This is a genomic window from Sphingobium fontiphilum (assembly GCF_014196635.1).
GTDB lineage: Bacteria > Pseudomonadota > Alphaproteobacteria > Sphingomonadales > Sphingomonadaceae > Sphingobium > Sphingobium fontiphilum.
In genome coordinates, this window is record NZ_JACIEB010000003.1 from 372,901 (window position 1) to 388,844 (window position 15,944).

Here is a 15,944-nt window from a genome sequence, read left to right on the forward strand (position 1 = left end):
CACGGCGGTTTTCATGCGCGTCGCGCCGCTTTAGGGTTAGAGGATGACGGGTAAGGAAGGTGATTCATGGGCGACATGGGGATGATCGCGGGCGGGCTGGCGCTGGTTATTGCGCTCGCCATGCCCGATTTGCGGCGTTGCCGGATGGCGGCGGTGCTGGCGGCGGCGTTAATTCTGGCCGGGGCCGTCGCGCAAGGCCTGTGGATCGTCGCGGGCATCGCCGGGGCGGGATTGCTGGTCGGCGCCGCGCCGCTGGTCGTGCAGATGCTGCGCGCCGGGATGGTGCGGTTTACGCCCGACGAGGCGGTGATGAAGGATCGCTATCTGACCGGCCTGGATGCGACGGCGGCGCGCGCCCTGCTCGATCAGGGGCATTGGCTGACGGCGCGGGCTGGCGAAACGCTGACGCGCGAGGGCGAGGCGTTGACCAGCCTGTTCTTCCTGGCGCGGGGCGAGGCGCGGGTGATGCGCGCCGGGCAACTGGTCGGCCGGATTGGCGCTGGCGAACTGATCGGGGAAGCGGGGGCGCTGGATGATGCGCCCGCCACCGCGACCGTGGTTTTGGAAAGCGACAGCCGGCTGTGGTTCATGCTCGCCCCGGCGCTGCGCGACTATGTCGCCGTGCATAGCGGCGTGGGGCTGGCGCTTCGCAAGAGTTTCGCGGCGGCACTGCGCGGCAAGCTGGAGGAGAGCAACCGGGCGCTGGCGGGGCGGATCGAGTAACCCTCAGCCGAGCGCCAGTCGCCATTCCCAGCCTAGCGGGTCGCCGTCCATCACCTCCACGCCGCACGCGCCCAGCGAGTCGCGGATGCTGTCGGACAGGGCGAAATCCTTGTCCGCGCGGGCGGCGCGGCGGCGCGCCATCTCCGCCTCGATCTCCGCTTCGGTGATCGTGGCGTCCTTTGGCCGCAGGCGCAGGTCTGCGCGGTTCAGGGTCAGCAGATTGAGGCCCAGCACCCGGTCGAACGCAGCGATCAGGCGCAGCTTGTCGTCGACCGGGACTTTCTTCATCGCAATGGCTTCCTCCAGCAGCGGCAGGCAGCGCGGGGTCATCAGGTCGTCGGCGATGGCCTCGTCAAACTGTTCGAGCAGCGGGGCGAGTTTGATCGGCATGGTCGCGCGCAGCACCGCCGGATCATCCGACCGCCAGTCGGCCCCTTCGGCGCGGGCCTTCAACCCTTCGACTCCCATGACCAGCCGCTTCAGGCGGGTCAGCGCGGCGGCGACGCTGTCGGCGCTGAACTCCAGCTCGCTGCGATAATGAGCGGTCAGGCAGAGCAGGCGATAGGCCAGCGGATGGACGCCCGCATCGATCAGCGAGAAGAGCGTGGTGAACCCGCCCTTCGACTTGCTCATCTTGCCCTGGCGATCCACCAGGAAATTATTGTGCATCCACCAGCGCGCGCCGGTGAAGCCGGCCGCCGCCGCGCTCCCATCGCCGCCGCCGCAGCAGGCGGCATGGAAGGCCTGATTCTGCGCGATTTCATTGGGATGGTGGATTTCGCGATGGTCGATGCCGCCGGTGTGAATGTCGAACGGGTGCCCGAGGCGCGCCTGGCTCATCACCGAACATTCCAGATGCCATCCCGGCGCGCCCCGGCCCCAGGGGCTGTCCCATTCCATCTGGCGGTTTTCGCCGGGGGCCGATTTGCGCCAGATGGCGAAGTCCGACGGGTTGCGCTTGCCTGCCACCGGGTCGATCCGGGCGTGGGCGGCGTCGTCGCGCCCACCCGCCAATGCGCCATAGTCGGGCACGCTCGCGCTGTCGAAATAGAGCCCGCTCGCCAGTTCATAGCAATGGTCGGGCGCGATCCTTTCCGCAAAGGCGATCATCTGCGGCACATAGTCGGTGGCGACCGTCCATTCGCTGGGCGCGATGATGTTGAGGTCGGCGATGTTGCGCTTGAAGGCGTCGGTATAGTGGGCCGCAATGTCCCAGATGCTTTTCGCGCTGGCGCGGGCGGCGGCCTCCATCTTGTCGTCGCCCGCGTCGGCGTCGCTGGTCAGGTGGCCGACATCGGTGATGTTGATGATATGGGTGACGGACAGGCCGGACCAGATCAGCGCGCGGCGCAGCGTGTCGGTAAAGACATAGGCGCGCAAATTGCCCAGATGCGCGTAATTATAGACGGTGGGGCCGCAGCTATAGACGCGCGCATGGCCCGGTTCGATCGGCGCGAAGGGCTCGACCGCGCGGGTCAGGCTGTTGAACAGGCGCAGGGGTGCGGCAGGGGCGGGCTGGTCGGTCATGGCGCGAGCCATGCGGCGCTTTGGCGCAAGCGTCAACCGCGCTTGTCGCCGCCGCCATCATGGAAAAGGCCGCGACCCGTGGGGATCGCGGCCTGAACCTGTTTACGCGGATCGCCCGATCAGAAGGCGGCGGTCAGCGAGAAGACGACGGCGCCGTCGGCGCCCGCGGCGTTCTTCACGCCTTTCCAGTCGGTGTTGACGTAGGCGATGCCGAAGGTGAAGTTCTTCCAGCTCGTGTCGACGCCGCCCATATAGTCGATGGCGTCGCCGTCGGGGCCGCCCAGGAAGCTGTCGCTCTTGGCATAGCCGATATGCGTTTTGAGCGTGAAGGGCGTGCCGGGGATGGCGGCGTTGTTGTCGTTATAGATATAGACGGCGCTCGAATCGCCCAGCGAATTCTGGTCGGGAGCATAAGCGACGCCGACCTTGGTCTTGACCGGGCCGATGGCGCCCGAAACCGCCAGATAGGGTTCGACGATGTCGAAATCGGTGCCCTTGTCGTTGCCGGGATACCAGTAATAGGTGACGCCGCCGTCGATGGTCCAGCCGGGGGTGAATTCGGTCGCGTAGCCCGCGATCAGGTCGATTTCCGCGCTGCCTTCGCCAACATGGCCGAAGTCGATGTTCGAACCCCAGGTGCTGACATAGAAGCCGCTGTCATGGGCGAGCGTGAAGCCGCCCTGAATCGCGAAATTTTCCTGATTCTGGCTGACGCCGCGGAAGCGATAGTCGGACGTGACAGCCGCGCTGCCGGTGATGGTGAAGCCGTCGGAAGGTTCATCCTGGGCGAAAGCCGGCGCCGAAACGGCGGCCAGAGCAAGGGCCGAAAGGCCGAGAATGGACTGACGCATAATATACCCCTTTGTGGTGCTGCGATCGTCCCGCCTGCGTTAAGCGCCTCGCCTCTGTCGCCCATGTCGGGGTGGGCAAGGTCGTCGTAACGATTTCGCAATGCCGATCCATGCCGCACCGCACAAGAGAATATTGCTGTATTGTTTCTTTTAACCGCTCAATGTTGCCGTTGTGCAACATTGTTTTGCTGTCAAATGTCTGGCTTGTTGCTCCCCGCCTCCCCCTCCTTCTCTCGCGCGGCGGCCCAGTGCAGCATGCGCTGCGGATAGGGGATGGCGACCCCGTTCGCCCGGAACAGCCGCCACAACCGCCCCAGCACGTCGGAGCGCACATTGCCCACGCCGCTTTCCGGATCGTTGATCCACACCAATATGTCGAATTCGACCCTGCTCTCCCCAAAGCCGGTCATCCACACATTGGGCGGCGGGGATTGCAGCACGCGCGGCGATTCGCCCGCCGCTTCCAGCATCAGGCGCTGGGCGAGATCAAGGTCGGCGTCATAACCCACGCCAACGGGAATGCGGATGCGGACATTGCGGTCGGAATAGGACCAGTTCTCCACCTCCTGCGTCATCAGATTCTCGTTGGGAATCAGATGTTCCTTGCCGTCGCGGGTGATGACGCTGACGGCGCGCACGCCGATCTTGTTGACCCATCCGAAGCTGTCGCCCACGACGATCACGTCGCCCGGCTTGATCGACCGGTCCATCAGCAGGATGATGCCCGCGATCAGATTGCCGAAGGTCTTCTGAAGGCCAAAGCCCGCCGCCAGGCCGAGCGCGCCGGAAAAGACGGCAAAGGCGGTCAGGTCGATGCCCAGCATGTCGATGCCAATGAAGAAGGCCGCGATGACGATGGCGATGGCCGCCAGTTTCTGGGCCAGCAGCTTCTGGGTCGCATCGAAACCGTCCGCCAGCGCGATCGAACGGCTGACGACGCGGTTGGCCAGACGCACCGCGGCGAACAGCGCGATCGAGGTGATGGTGATGGTGACGATGCCGAGCAGCGTGATCCGCCGCTTGCCCAGATCGATGCCGATGCTGTCCAGCATGTGGCGCACCGGCACGACGCCGCCATTGCTGCTCGACAGCACCAGTCCGAACAGCAGCAACGCCACCAGCATCACCGCCCAGCGCGGCATGGCGGCGGCGTGGAGCAATTGAACCGCAAACATCGCCACGCTCAGGCCCAGCGCGGCGCCCAGGATCAGGTGGGCGACATCGCCCTGAGGCCACAGCGCGACGGCGCCGGCCAGCAACAGGCTGGCGATGCCGAAGTGGATGGCGCGGCGCAAATGGCCCGTCATTGTCGTGGCCGGTTGACGCAGGGCATGGCTGATGCGCGGTGCGGCGACGCGCGCGACGGATCGGGCGATCAGATAGGTGATCGCAATGACGGCAATGGCCATGGCGGGATGGACGATGGCGGCGTCGCCCGGCAATGCGGCCAGCAACGTGGCGACCCGCGCGCTCATCCCCGCGCCGCCCGGAAACGGGCCAGTCCCGCCGAGAGGTCGGCGATCAGGTCGGCGGGATCCTCCAGCCCGACTTGCAGGCGCACGACCGGCCCCTCCCCGTCCCATCGGGTGGCGGTGCGGTATCGCGCCGGGTCGACGGGCAGGGCCAGACTTTCAAAGCCGCCCCAGCTATAGCCGATGCCGAAATGGTCGAGGCCGTCGATCAATGCAGCGCGCGCGGCCTCGTCGCCGCCCATCAGGACGAAGCTGAACAGGCCGCTGGCGCCGGAAAAGTCGCGCGCCCAAAGGTCATGGCCGGGGCAGGAAGACAGGGCGGGGTGCAGGACGCGGGCGACATCGGGCTGTCCGACCAGCCAGCGGGCGATCGCCAGCGCGCTGTCCTGATGCTGTTTCAGCCGCACGCCCAGCGTCCGCAGGCCGCGCGCCGCCAGCCAGGCGTCGTCGGGGCTGACCATCTGGCCGAACAGATAGGCGCTTTGCCGGATCGTTTCGAACCAGTCGGCGCTGGCGCTGACCGATCCCATCATCACGTCGCTATGGCCGACGATATATTTGGTGCAGGCGAGGATCGAAATGTCGACGCCACGGGCCAGCGCCGGGAAGAACAACGGCGTCGCCCAGGTATTGTCGATCAGCGTCACGATGCCCCGATCGCGCGCCACGGCGCAGATGGCGGGCACATCCTGCACCTCGAAGGTCAGGCTGCCGGGGCTTTCCATGAAGATGGCGCGCGTCCGGTCGGTCAGCAGGTCCGCGATGCCCGGTCCGATGAGCGGGTCGTAATAGATCGTCTCAATGCCCAGCGGCCGCAGCATCCGCTCGCAAAAGCCGCGTGTCGGATCATAGGCGCTGTCGACCATCAGCAACTGGTCGCCGGGTTTGAGCACCGCCATCAGCGCACAGGCGATGGCCGCGACGCCGGAGGGAAACAGCATCGTTCCCGCCGCGCCCGGCTCCATTTCGGTGAGCGCGTCGGCGAGCGACCAGGCGGTCGGCGTGCCCTTGCGCCCATAGAACAGCCGTTCATGCGTGCTGCTGCCCGCGGCGCGGCGCAGGTGGGCGACATCGTCGTAGAGGATGGTCGATGCGCGCCACACCGGCGGGCTGACGATGCCGCCGGGCTGGCCGGGCATCCCCGTCCATTCCGCCCGCCGCCCGGCCTGCGCCAGCTTCGTCAGCGGGCGGCGGTCGTCCTTGCCTTCGTCCTTCATGCTCATGCCGCGCCCGTCGCCTTGGGCGTTTCCGGGTCCATGCCCCATTCCGACCAGCTTCCGTCGTAAAGGGTCACGTCATCCTTGCCGAGCAGTTTGAGGCCTGCGAGCAATAGGGCGGCGGTCACCCCGCTGCCGCAGGTCGTGATGACAGGCTGGTCGAAATCGACCCCGGCCCTGACGAACAGGGCGCGCAGTTCGTCTCCGGTCTTCATGCTGTTGTCGGGCTTGAACAATAGGGGTGAGGGCAGGTTGCGCGATCCGGGGATATGGCCCGACGCCATGCCGGGGCGCGGCTCCTTCTCCTCACCGGTAAAGCGCCCCGGCCCGCGCGCGTCGAGCACCTGCGCCGCGCCGCTGGCGACATTGGCGATCATGGCGGCCTTGTCGCGGACCATGCCCGGCTGGCGGCAAGCGACGGCGTTGCCCGGCGTCGGCGCGGAGTCGCCCGCCTGCGTCGGTCGCCCTTCGGCCAGCCATTTGGTCATGCCGCCATCCAGGATCGCCGCGCCCGCGCCTATGCCGTACAGCCCCATCATCCACCATGCCCGCGCTGCGCTGTGGATCGGGCTGTTGTCATACAGGATGATGCGGCTGTCAGCGTTGACGCCCAGCGCCCGCATATGGTGCGTCATCAGCGCGTCCGGGGGAACCATGCCCGGCGCGGGATGATCGGGATCGGCGAGCGTGGCGAGATCGAGGAAGGCCGCGCCGGGGATATGGGCGGCCTGATATTCGGCGCGCGGGTCGCGCGGCGTGCCGGGCAGGAAAAGGGTTGCGTCCAGTATGACCAGATCGTCCGCGCCCAGTTCGGCCGCCAGCCATGCGGTTGATACCAATATGTCCATGCACGCCTCCGGAATTTCGGGCTTCACCCTAGGCCGTGGCGGCGGTGCTGGAAAGGGGCCGGTTCGCCGGTTCAGCCCTCTGGCGCGAAGCCGGTGGCGCGCGCGCCGGGCCGCCGATACTGGCGCGGGCCAAGGTCGAGGCGGAAGGGCGCGAGGCGCTGGGCGGGCGGCTCCTGTTCCTGCCCGACGATGAAGGCGCCGCCGGTGCGGCCCGCGCCGGACGTTTCCCCTTGCGCCCAGCGGTATTGCACGTCGAACGCGACCAGCGGGATCAGCAACCGCCGCGTCCCGACTTCGATGGGCCAGGTGGTTTCGGGCGGCAGCGTAATCTCGCCGCCCACCGCATGGGACGCGCCCGGTTCGATGGTCAAGCCGTTGGCGAACGGATGGCCGATGGCGCCGTCGAAAAACTGTTGCAGCACCTCAGCCGGACTCGTGCCGGCAGAGGCGATGAGCGCACGGATGCCGGCGTCCTGCGCCGCCAGTTCGCCTTCATTGGTCAGAGTCAGACGATAGCCCACCGTCAACCCGGCCAGACCCAGCCGCGCGGATATAATGTCCAGCGCCAGTGCGAGCCGCGCGCGCGGCGATGCAATCGGGACGGCCGGCACAGGCGCAGGCGGCGGTGGGGCGAGCGCAGGCGCGACCGGCGGCTCTGGCGCGGCCGCAGGGGCGCCATCCGCCGCAATGGCTGGCCGCGGTTCGGGCTTGCGCCGCCGCCAGGTCAAAAAGGCGAGGCCGCCGATCAGCGCCAGCCCGCCGATGATCCAGACCCATCGCTTATCCGGCGTCGCGGGCGTTGCTGCGGTTTCAGGCGCGGGGCCGGGTTGCGGCGGCTCCGCGATCGGCGCGGCCGGTTCGGCGGGGGGCGTCGCTGCACCGGCAGGCGATGCTTCGGGTTCCGTCACGGCCGCCGGTGTTGCAGCTTCGGGTTGCTTTGCAGGCGTCGCAGCGTTTCGCGTCGGCTCCCGCTTGGGTCTTGTTGGGGCGGGCGCTGTCGCGTCGCTGGTGGTCCGGGGCGCTGGCGCAGGCGCCGCTTGCGGCGCGAGGGTCGGCGCCACCGCAGGCGCGTCGGCCGGCGGCGTCGCAACCTCGGGGTGGAATATGTCCAGTTCCGGGCCCTGTCGCTGCGGCTGAGTGTCTGCGGGCCTGCCCGGTTGCAGGGAAAGACTGGGCGCGGCGTTGTTCTGCTGCGCCAGCGCATCGGCCGGCGACAGCGCCAGCATGATCGCGATGTGGCGGATTTTCATGGACCCCATGGCCAGCGCAAAGCCTGTCGGGGCCTGAACGCCCGATGAACGCGCGCACGCGATGACAGGAGCCGTGCAATAGCGTAGAGGAGCCGCATGACCGATAGCCTCAAACCCCTGCATCTGGGTCAGGCCAGCGCCCTCCCCGCCTCCCCGGACGAAGCGGTGCTGGATTATGTGCCCAATCCGCGCCCCGGCAAGCCCTATCTTGTGCGCTTCGCCGCGCCGGAATTCACGTCGCTCTGTCCGGTGACCGGCCAGCCCGATTTCGCCCATCTGGTGATCGACTATGCGCCCGGCGCGACCATCGTCGAATCCAAGTCGCTGAAGCTGTTTCTCGGTGCTTTCCGCAACCATGCCGCTTTTCACGAGGATTGCACCGTCGGCATTGGCGAGCGGCTGTTTGCCGAGATGCAGCCAGTCTGGCTGCGCATCGGCGGTTACTGGTATCCGCGCGGCGGCATTCCCATCGACGTTTTCTGGCAATCGGGCGAACCGCCCGCAGGCATGTGGCTGCCGCCGCAGGACGTGCCGGGCTATCGCGGCCGGGGATAGCGTTTTTTTCGCAAGTTCCGGCGACGAACGGCGCGCGCGTTTCGACAAACGACATGGAACGGGCGGCGGGGCGCTTGACCGCGCGCGGCAAAGGGCCGATCCCCGCTTCATCGCGGCGATCGGCCGTCCCGGCCCGCCGATTTCAGACTTGTCGGAGTCTTGCATCCATGTCCCTTACCAAAATCCTGCCCCTGATGCTGGCGACAGCACCCCTGGCGCTGGTCGCGCCCAACGCCGCGCTGGCCGCGCCCGCCGAAGGGATCACCACCCAGTTGCCGCGCGGCGCCGCGCCCACCCATTATGCGATCACCGTCACGCCGGACGCGCCCAACCTCAAATTCACCGGGCAGGTGACGATCGACGTCACCGTGGCGGCGCAAATGCCTGTGCTGGTGCTGAACGCCGCTGACCTCAGCTTCGGCGACGTCATGCTGACCCCCGCCAGGGGCAAGGCGATCAAGGGCGCGGCCAAGGTCGACGTGAACGCGCAGACGGTGACGCTCGATTTCGGCAAGCCTCTCGCGCCGGGCAGCTACAAGCTCGCCATCAGCTATGCGGGCATCATCAACACCCAGGCGAACGGCCTGTTCGCGCTCGATTACACCGATAATGCGGGGCAGGCGAAGCGCGCGCTCTTCACCCAGTTCGAAGCGCCCGACGCCCGTCGCTTCGTGCCGAGCTTCGACGAGCCGAGCTACAAGGCGACCTTCGACCTGTCGGCCATCATCCCCACCGGCCAGTTGGCGGTCGGCAACATGCCGGTCAAGGAAACAAAGGATCTGGGCGGCGGCAAGACCCAGGTGACCTTTGGCGCCAGCCCCAAAATGTCGTCCTATCTGCTGTTCTTCGGCCTCGGCGAACTCGATCGCGCGACCAAGATGGTTGGCGACACCGAAGTCGGCGTCATCACCGGCAAGGGCAATACCGGCAAGGCGCAACTGGCGCTCGACGCGTCGGCCGCCATCCTGCCCTGGTTCAACGACTATTTCGGCACCCCCTATCCGCTGCCCAAGCTCGACAATGTCGCAGGGCCGGGCCAGAGCCAGTTTTTCAGCGCGATGGAAAACTGGGGCGCGATCTTCACCTTCGAACGGGCCTTGCTGGTCGATCCCCGTTTCACGTCCGAAGCAACCAAGCGCCGCATCTATGAAACGGTCGCGCATGAAATGGCGCACCAGTGGTTCGGCGATCTCGTCACCATGGCCTGGTGGGACGATCTGTGGCTGAACGAAGGCTTCGCGAGCTGGATGGCGACCAAGGTCACCGACAAGCTGCAACCGACCTGGGAAATGCTGCTGACCCGCGTCGACGGGCGCGAGGCGGCGATGAGCCTTGACGCGCTGGCCACCACCCACCCGGTCGTGCAAAAGATCACCACCGTCGACGAGGTGAATCAGGCGTTCGACGCCATCACCTATCAAAAGGGTGAAGCGGTCATCACCATGCTGGAAGGCTATGCCGGCGAGGATGTGTGGAAGGCCGGCATCCAAGCCTATATGAAGGCGCACGCATACGGCAATACTGTCACCGACGATCTGTGGAAAGCGGTCGAGGGCGCGGGGGCCAAGGGTCTCGTCAGCATCGCGCATGACTTTACCTCGAAGCCGGGCATCCCGCTGGTCAAGGTCGACAGCGCTCAGTGTCAGGGCGGCAACACGCTGCTGACGCTCAGCCAGGGCGAATTCAGCCGCGACCAGAAGGACAAGGCGCCGCTCAAATGGAACGTGCCGGTGATGGCCCAGACCATTGGCGGCGCGCCGCAGCGCCTGATCCTTCAGGGCGCGGGCACGATGACGCTGCCGGGTTGCGGCGCCTATGTCGTCAATGCCGGGCAGACGGGCTATTATCGCTCGCTCTATCCCGCCGCCAATGTGACCGCGCTGGCGAAGGATTTCACCAAGCTCGCCAGCATCGATCAGAACGGCCTGTTGGCCGACAACTGGCAGCTTGGGCTGGGCGGCTATCAGCCCATGGGGCAGGCGCTCGACCTGATCGACGCGGTGCCCGCCAGCGCCAGCCCCGCCGTGCTGGCCGAAGTGCCCGGCTATCTGAACGGCGCCTATGACATGCTGGAAAGCGACAAGGCGGCGCAGGCCAAGGTGGCGGCCTATGCCTCGGCCAAGCTCGGCCCGGTGCTGACGGCCATCGGCTATGATGCAAAGGCCGATGAAGGACCGCAGACGCCGGTGCTGCGCGCCAGCCTGGTGTCGACCCTGGGCGCCATGGGCGACCCGGCCGTGGTGGCGGAAGCCAATGCACGCTTCGCCAAACTGGCCAGCGATCCCGCTGCGCTCGACGGGCCGCTGAGGAACGTCTGGCTGCGCATCATCGCCGAAAATGCCGATCAGGCGACTTGGGACAAGCTGCGCGCCATGGCGAACGCCGCCAAGACCGATCTGGAAAAGAGCACGCTCTTCGCCCTGCTGGGCAGCGCCAGGAACAAGATGCTGGCCCAGAAGGCGCTTGACCTGGCCCTGACCGACGAGCCAGGCAAGACCACCAGCGCGGCGATCATCAGCGCCGTGGGTTATGAACATCCCATGCTGGCGGTCGATTATGTGCTGGCCCACCGCGCGCAATATGAAGCGCTGATCGACGTGTCGGCGCGCAGCCAAGCATTGGCGCGGCTGGGCATCAATTCGGCCGAGCCGCTGATGGCGACGAAGCTGGACGCCTATGCCACCAAATATCTGACGCCCGAATCGCGCAAGGTGGTGGATCGCGCCATCTCCACGATCACGACCCGGATTGAAACGCGGGCGCGGCTGAAGCCCGCGCTGACGGCCTGGTTCGCGGCGAAGAAGTAAGGACAAAGGGGCGGTCCGTCACCGGATCGCCCCCGTCAGGGCATCGTGCGGAAAAGCGGGAAACGGTTTTCTGCCGAAAGCGATGCGAAACAAAAGACCGGAGCACGCCGCCCGCAAGGCCAGAGCCAACGGCATCGCTGCCAGCACCGTCTCCGGCCCCGGCGGCATCGACCGACGTGGTCCCGGCCACTGCCACGCCTCTGGACGATACCATCCAGTTCGCCAACGCCGCCAATTGCGAGGCGTGGAAGGAAACGGAGGCCCTGTTCAGCAACATCCTCACGCCGCCGCAGGGCGATATCGCAAATATCAACGCTGTGCGTCAGCACCCCATGGGCACAGACAGCGGGGGTCGGTCGCCCTGGCAGCCGACCATCTGCTATTCCGGCGGTTGCCGACCAGGGTCGGCAGTTCACGATCAATATTGTGAGCGGCAGCTTCCCGCTAAAGCTGCCACAAGATCCTGCTCGACCGATCAAGCTTTGGACTATGTCGTCGCATTCTTGCGAAAGACGATGTTGATCCGCAAACCGCCGTCGTTCGACGTTCCAAACGCCACTTGCGCCCTCATGGCGTCTGCCAGCGCCTGCACGATGGCGAGGCCAAGGCCCGCCCCTCCCGCCTTTGGGTTGCGGGAAGGATCCAGCCGATGATAGGCCAAGCCGAGTTGGGGCAAATCTGCGGGCGCGACACCCGGGCCATTGTCCTCAAACTGCCAGACAATGGTGTGTGCGTCCTGCCGGACGGCTATTCGCATGAGATCGGCGTGGCGGAAGCCGTTGTCGACCAGATTGCCGAATATCCGCTCCAGCCCGGCCGCTTCCGCTTCGATCAGAGCCGGCTCGTGGGCAGACACCGCAATGCGATCCGCCTCGAACCGCGCCTCGACCAACGCGCGCGTCAGGGCCGACAGATCGATCCGTTGCATCGGGGTCACATTGTGACGATCGATGCTGGCGAACAGCAGATTGTCGTCGAGGAGCGCGGACATCTGGTCCAGGTCTCGTTCGGCGCGGGCGCGCTGGCCATCGTCGGCGATGAACTCCGCGCGCAGGCGCAGCCGGGTAAGATAGGTTCGCATATCGTGCGCTATGCCGGCGAGGATGAAGGTTCGCTCATCCATCAGCGAGACGATCCGCGCCTTCATGTCGTTGAAGGCCTGCGCCAGCGCGCGCGTTTCGCGGCTGCCCTCCACGGTCGCGTCGGGCGCGCGCAGATCGTCTCCCAATGCCTGGGTCGCCCGGGTCAGGCGGCGCAGCGGCCGGGTGGTCTGCCGCAGCGCGATCCAGAGCATCAGCAGGAGCAGCGCGCCGCTGACGGCACCCAGCAGACTGCGCCGCGCGAGATAGGCGCTGAGCGCGCGCGATGGCCGCCCGGTCAGTATCAGCACGCGCCCGTCGCGCATCCAGATGGTCAGGCGGATCGGGACGAAAAACCGCATCGGCCTCGCCCGATCACCCATCCATGCGCCGAACACGCCCGGCCCGCCGTCCACGACCACATTGTGATCGGCAAGAGCGCGGCGGTAGCGGCTGGCAAGTTCAGACAGAGCGGTCGGCACTTCGCGAAAATCATTGGGTGGCGTGCGCCCGATCGTCACAGTGAAGATCGACCCGTCATAGCTGTCGGCAAGTTCGGCCGCCCCGGCAGGTCCGGCCCGCTCCATCGCGTCGACCATGCGGGCGAGCGTAGCGGGCGCGGGCAGGCCGTAGTTCGCGTCGGCGCCGCCCCGGCCCGGCGTTTGCCAGACGAGCAGCAGCAGAAGCTGCATCAGGATGAAGCCGACCAGCATGACCATGCCGATGCGGAATGACAGCGTCGTGCCCACCGGATCAAACCTTCCGCACGGCAGCGACGAACACATAGCCGCCGCCGCGCACGGTCTTGATCAGGGCATCTCCGCCCGGAACCCTGGCGAGCTTGCGGCGAACCCGCCCCAGTTGCACGTCGATGGTTCGATCGAAGGGGGCGGCTTCCCGCCCGCGCGTCCAGTCCAGCAGCTGCTCGCGCGACAGGACGCGTTGCGGGCGCTCGACCAGACACAGCAGCAGGTCATGCTCGCCCCCGGTCAGCTCCAGCGCGGAACCGTCCGGCGCGATCAGGCTGCGGGCATCGACATCCCAGAGCCAGCCTTCGAACGCATAGCGACGCAGGCCGGGCGGCTGTATCGTCGCCTCGCTCGCCTGCGAACGACGCAGCAGCGCCCGCACGCGGGCCACCAGTTCGCGCGGGTTGAAGGGCTTGGGCAGATAATCGTCGGCGCCGATTTCAAGCCCCACGATACGGTCGACATCGTCGCTGCGCGCGGACAGGATCATCAGGGGAAGCTGCCCGGCCGCGCGGACACGACGACATAGCGACAAGCCGTCCTCGCCCGGCAGCATGATGTCGACCAGCGCCATGTTGACTGGCTGACGTTGCACCAGCGCCTCGAACTCGGCCGTCGTGCGGCAAGGATGGGCGTGCAAGCCCTCCCGCATCAGAAGGCCGCAAACGAGATCGCGAATTTCATCATCATCCTCGACGACGGCGACATGCGGGCGGTTCGGGTCTTCCATCCCCGCAGAATGCCATCGCGCCTTGCGGCCGCAAGCGCTGTTACATTTTGTCACCCTATGATTCCGACGGTTCGTCCAGCCGTTACCACGCACCGGCAAACCGGTCTCCAGCGGGACATGATCCCCCTCATGCAAGGAGACAAACCATGAAGACCTTTTTGACCGCGGCCGCCCTTGGCCTGACCCTGGCCGGCAGCATTGCCGCCACCGCCGCCGAGGCGGGCACGCGCAGCCGGAGCGTCAGCGCGCAAGGCGCCTACGGCCATGGCTATAACCGCTCGCGCGCCGTGACCCGCCAGCCGGGTTCGACTTCGGTCAATCGCGACATCCAGACGAACAGCGGTCGCGGCGTCTCCTCCAGCCGCAGCGCGAACTGGGGCGATGGCAGCTATCAAGGCGGCGCCAGCCACACCACCAACAACGGCGCCAGCTGGGGTCGCTCGACCAGCGCGGTGCGCAACGACGACGGCAGCGTCAACGCCGTGACCACGCGCACCCGCCCCGACGGCTCCACCGGCACAGTGACGCGGGAAACCAGCCCCTACTGATCCCGCGCACCGCACGCCGGGTCGGCTCCTCCTGACCCCCCAAACGGCCCGGCGTGCCCCCCTCTTTGGAAAGCAGCGTCATGAAGACCTTCTCCCTTCTCCTCATCGGTTGCCAGATCGGCGTCCTGGCACTGGGCGCGAGCCCGGTCGCCGCGCAGATGGGCCGCCTGGGCGGCGGCGAACCCCTGCAATGGTTCGACAAGGCCAACACCAATCGCGACGGTCGCGTCACCAGTGCGGAATTTTCCGCCTTTCGCCAGAGCCAGTTCGGCCAGCTCGACCGCAATGGCGACGGCGTCGTCAGCCCGACCGATTTCCCACGGCTCGCGAAGCTGCGCCCCGACGCTTATGCGAAGCTGACCGGGATGATCGGCCAGAGCGACGCCAATGGCGACGGCGTGGTCACGCGCGCCGAAATGGGGTCCTCGCCACCCCGCATGTTCATGCTTGCCGACGCCAATGGCGATGGCGAGGTCACGAAGGCCGAGTTCGACGCGGCGCGCGAGCGGATGCAGGCGGCGATGGCTGCTAGGCGGAAATAGCCATGGCGCACCATTCCCCCCTTTTCCTCAGCATCGCGGCAGTCGCCATCCTGGCCGAACTGGTCTGGCGACTCCGTTCCGGGCGCGGCTATGACGGGCGCGCGGCGCTGACCACCGCCGGGCTGGTGGCGGGCAATCTCGTCGCGGGCGCGCTGCACGCCGCAGTGCTGGCAGCCGCCTTCACCACGGTCTGGGCCTATGCCCCGCATCGCTTTCCGGCCACCGAGTGGCAAAGCTGGGCGATCGGCTTCTTCGCGGTCGAGTTCGCCTATTACTGGTTTCACCGCGCGAGCCATGAAATCCGCTGGATGTGGGCCACCCACAGCGTGCATCACAGCGCCGAACAGCTGACCTTCCTGTCCTCGCTGCGGCTGGGCTGGACGAACACGCTGTCGCTGGGCTGGCTGTTCTACCTCCCGGTCATCGCACTGGGCTTCGACCCGCGCGTCGTGGCCGTGCTGCTGGCGGTCAACCTGAATTTCCAGTTCTTCCTGCATAGCGAGGCGGTCCCGCGCCTCGGCCCGCTCGAATGGATCTTCAACACGCCGCACCATCACCGCGCCCACCATGCCAGCAACCCGGAGTTCCTGGACCGCAACTATGGCGGCATGCTGATCGTCTGGGACCGCCTGTTCGGCACGATCGCGCCGGAGAGCGATGTCGAGAAACGCTATGGTCTGGTCGGCAAGGCGCGCGAAGCCAATCCCGTGAAGCTCGCGCTGCGCGAATGGGCGGGCATCGCCACCGATGTCGCCCGCGCGACGAGCTGGCGCGATCGCTGGACAGCCATGGTCAGGGTGAAATGATGGCGCGCCGGACGGGATGTGGCGAACCGCAGCCCTGTTGCAGCAGCCCGAACAGGCCGTCGCCGATCATGAACACCGCCCCCATCGCCGCCGACCGACAAACGCCGAGGCCAAGCGCTTCCGATCCGTCCATTCATTTGCTCCCGCGGCATGTATTGGCCGGCTTTAGCCATTAACTCGACGATGAGCGTCCCGGTCCTGGCCGAACCGCCGAACGGAGAGCCGACAGCCGACCAGACT

The 15,944-nt window shown here is 66.8% G+C and carries 15 protein-coding genes; 6 read left to right on the forward strand and 9 right to left on the reverse strand.

Annotation, left to right across the window (positions count from 1 at the left end):
- Nucleotides 1–66: 66 nt before the first annotated feature.
- Nucleotides 67–723: a cyclic nucleotide-binding domain-containing protein gene (locus GGR44_RS08985; RefSeq protein ID WP_183955215.1), complete on the forward strand. Its 657-nt coding sequence runs from the start codon at nt 67–69 to the stop codon at nt 721–723.
- A 3-nt stretch (nt 724–726) separates the two neighbouring features.
- On the opposite strand, the gene GGR44_RS08990 is transcribed toward GGR44_RS08985, so the two are convergent.
- From GGR44_RS08990 to GGR44_RS09015, 6 genes are all read right to left on the reverse strand, one after another.
- Entirely contained in the window at nt 727–2,250 is a 1,524-nt protein-coding gene (locus GGR44_RS08990) for a cysteine--tRNA ligase (protein ID WP_183955291.1), read from the reverse strand.
- Between the two features lie 119 nt (nt 2,251–2,369).
- Entirely contained in the window at nt 2,370–3,101 is a 732-nt protein-coding gene (locus GGR44_RS08995; RefSeq protein ID WP_183955216.1) for a TorF family putative porin, read from the reverse strand.
- 191 nt (nt 3,102–3,292) lie between these two features.
- The gene (locus tag GGR44_RS09000; protein ID WP_183955217.1) at nt 3,293–4,576 is read right to left on the reverse strand and encodes a mechanosensitive ion channel family protein; all 1,284 of its coding nucleotides are present in this window, start codon (nt 4,574–4,576) and stop codon (nt 3,293–3,295) included.
- Nucleotides 4,573–5,796, reverse strand: a complete 1,224-nt coding sequence (metC, locus tag GGR44_RS09005) for a cystathionine beta-lyase (RefSeq protein WP_246344434.1) — start codon at nt 5,794–5,796, stop codon at nt 4,573–4,575. The genes GGR44_RS09000 and metC overlap by 4 nt, the downstream gene beginning before the upstream one ends.
- Nucleotides 5,793–6,638: a sulfurtransferase gene (locus GGR44_RS09010; RefSeq protein WP_183955292.1), complete on the reverse strand. Its 846-nt coding sequence runs from the start codon at nt 6,636–6,638 to the stop codon at nt 5,793–5,795. The genes metC and GGR44_RS09010 overlap by 4 nt, the downstream gene beginning before the upstream one ends.
- A 71-nt stretch (nt 6,639–6,709) precedes the next feature.
- Complete coding sequence (locus GGR44_RS09015) at nt 6,710–7,888, reverse strand: hypothetical protein (RefSeq protein WP_183955219.1); 1,179 nt, start codon at nt 7,886–7,888, stop codon at nt 6,710–6,712.
- A 96-nt stretch (nt 7,889–7,984) separates the two neighbouring features.
- On the opposite strand from GGR44_RS09015, the gene queF reads away from it, so the two are divergent.
- Nucleotides 7,985–8,443 carry a preQ(1) synthase gene (gene queF / locus GGR44_RS09020; RefSeq protein WP_183955220.1) on the forward strand — a complete coding sequence of 153 codons (459 nt, stop codon included), beginning with the start codon at nt 7,985–7,987 and terminating at the stop codon, nt 8,441–8,443.
- Nucleotides 8,444–8,610: 167 nt separating this feature from the next.
- A complete protein-coding gene (locus tag GGR44_RS09025; protein ID WP_183955221.1) occupies nt 8,611–11,250 on the forward strand; it encodes a M1 family metallopeptidase in 2,640 nt (879 codons plus the stop codon).
- A gap of 487 nt (nt 11,251–11,737) precedes the next feature.
- Here the strand turns inward: GGR44_RS09025 and GGR44_RS17150 are convergent, their stop codons facing one another.
- Together GGR44_RS17150 and GGR44_RS09035 are read right to left on the reverse strand one after the other, a co-directional pair.
- Nucleotides 11,738–13,078: an ATP-binding protein gene (locus GGR44_RS17150; protein WP_183955222.1), complete on the reverse strand. Its 1,341-nt coding sequence runs from the start codon at nt 13,076–13,078 to the stop codon at nt 11,738–11,740.
- 4 nt (nt 13,079–13,082) lie between these two features.
- The gene (locus GGR44_RS09035; protein ID WP_183955223.1) at nt 13,083–13,808 is read right to left on the reverse strand and encodes a response regulator; all 726 of its coding nucleotides are present in this window, start codon (nt 13,806–13,808) and stop codon (nt 13,083–13,085) included.
- 146 nt (nt 13,809–13,954) lie between these two features.
- Here GGR44_RS09035 and GGR44_RS09040 point away from each other — a divergent pair, with 146 nt between their 5' ends.
- From GGR44_RS09040 to GGR44_RS09050, 3 genes are all read left to right on the forward strand, one after another.
- Entirely contained in the window at nt 13,955–14,356 is a 402-nt protein-coding gene (locus tag GGR44_RS09040) for a hypothetical protein (protein WP_183955224.1), read from the forward strand.
- A gap of 80 nt (nt 14,357–14,436) precedes the next feature.
- Nucleotides 14,437–14,898, forward strand: coding sequence for an EF-hand domain-containing protein (locus tag GGR44_RS09045; protein WP_183955225.1), 462 nt, complete (start codon nt 14,437–14,439; stop codon nt 14,896–14,898).
- A gap of 2 nt (nt 14,899–14,900) precedes the next feature.
- Entirely contained in the window at nt 14,901–15,704 is an 804-nt protein-coding gene (locus GGR44_RS09050; protein WP_183955226.1) for a sterol desaturase family protein, read from the forward strand.
- Here GGR44_RS09050 and GGR44_RS09055 read toward each other — a convergent pair.
- Nucleotides 15,691–15,837, reverse strand: a complete 147-nt coding sequence (locus GGR44_RS09055) for a hypothetical protein (protein WP_183955227.1) — start codon at nt 15,835–15,837, stop codon at nt 15,691–15,693. The two genes, GGR44_RS09050 and GGR44_RS09055, sit on opposite strands and share 14 nt — an antisense overlap.
- Between the last annotated feature and the right edge of the window lie 107 nt (nt 15,838–15,944).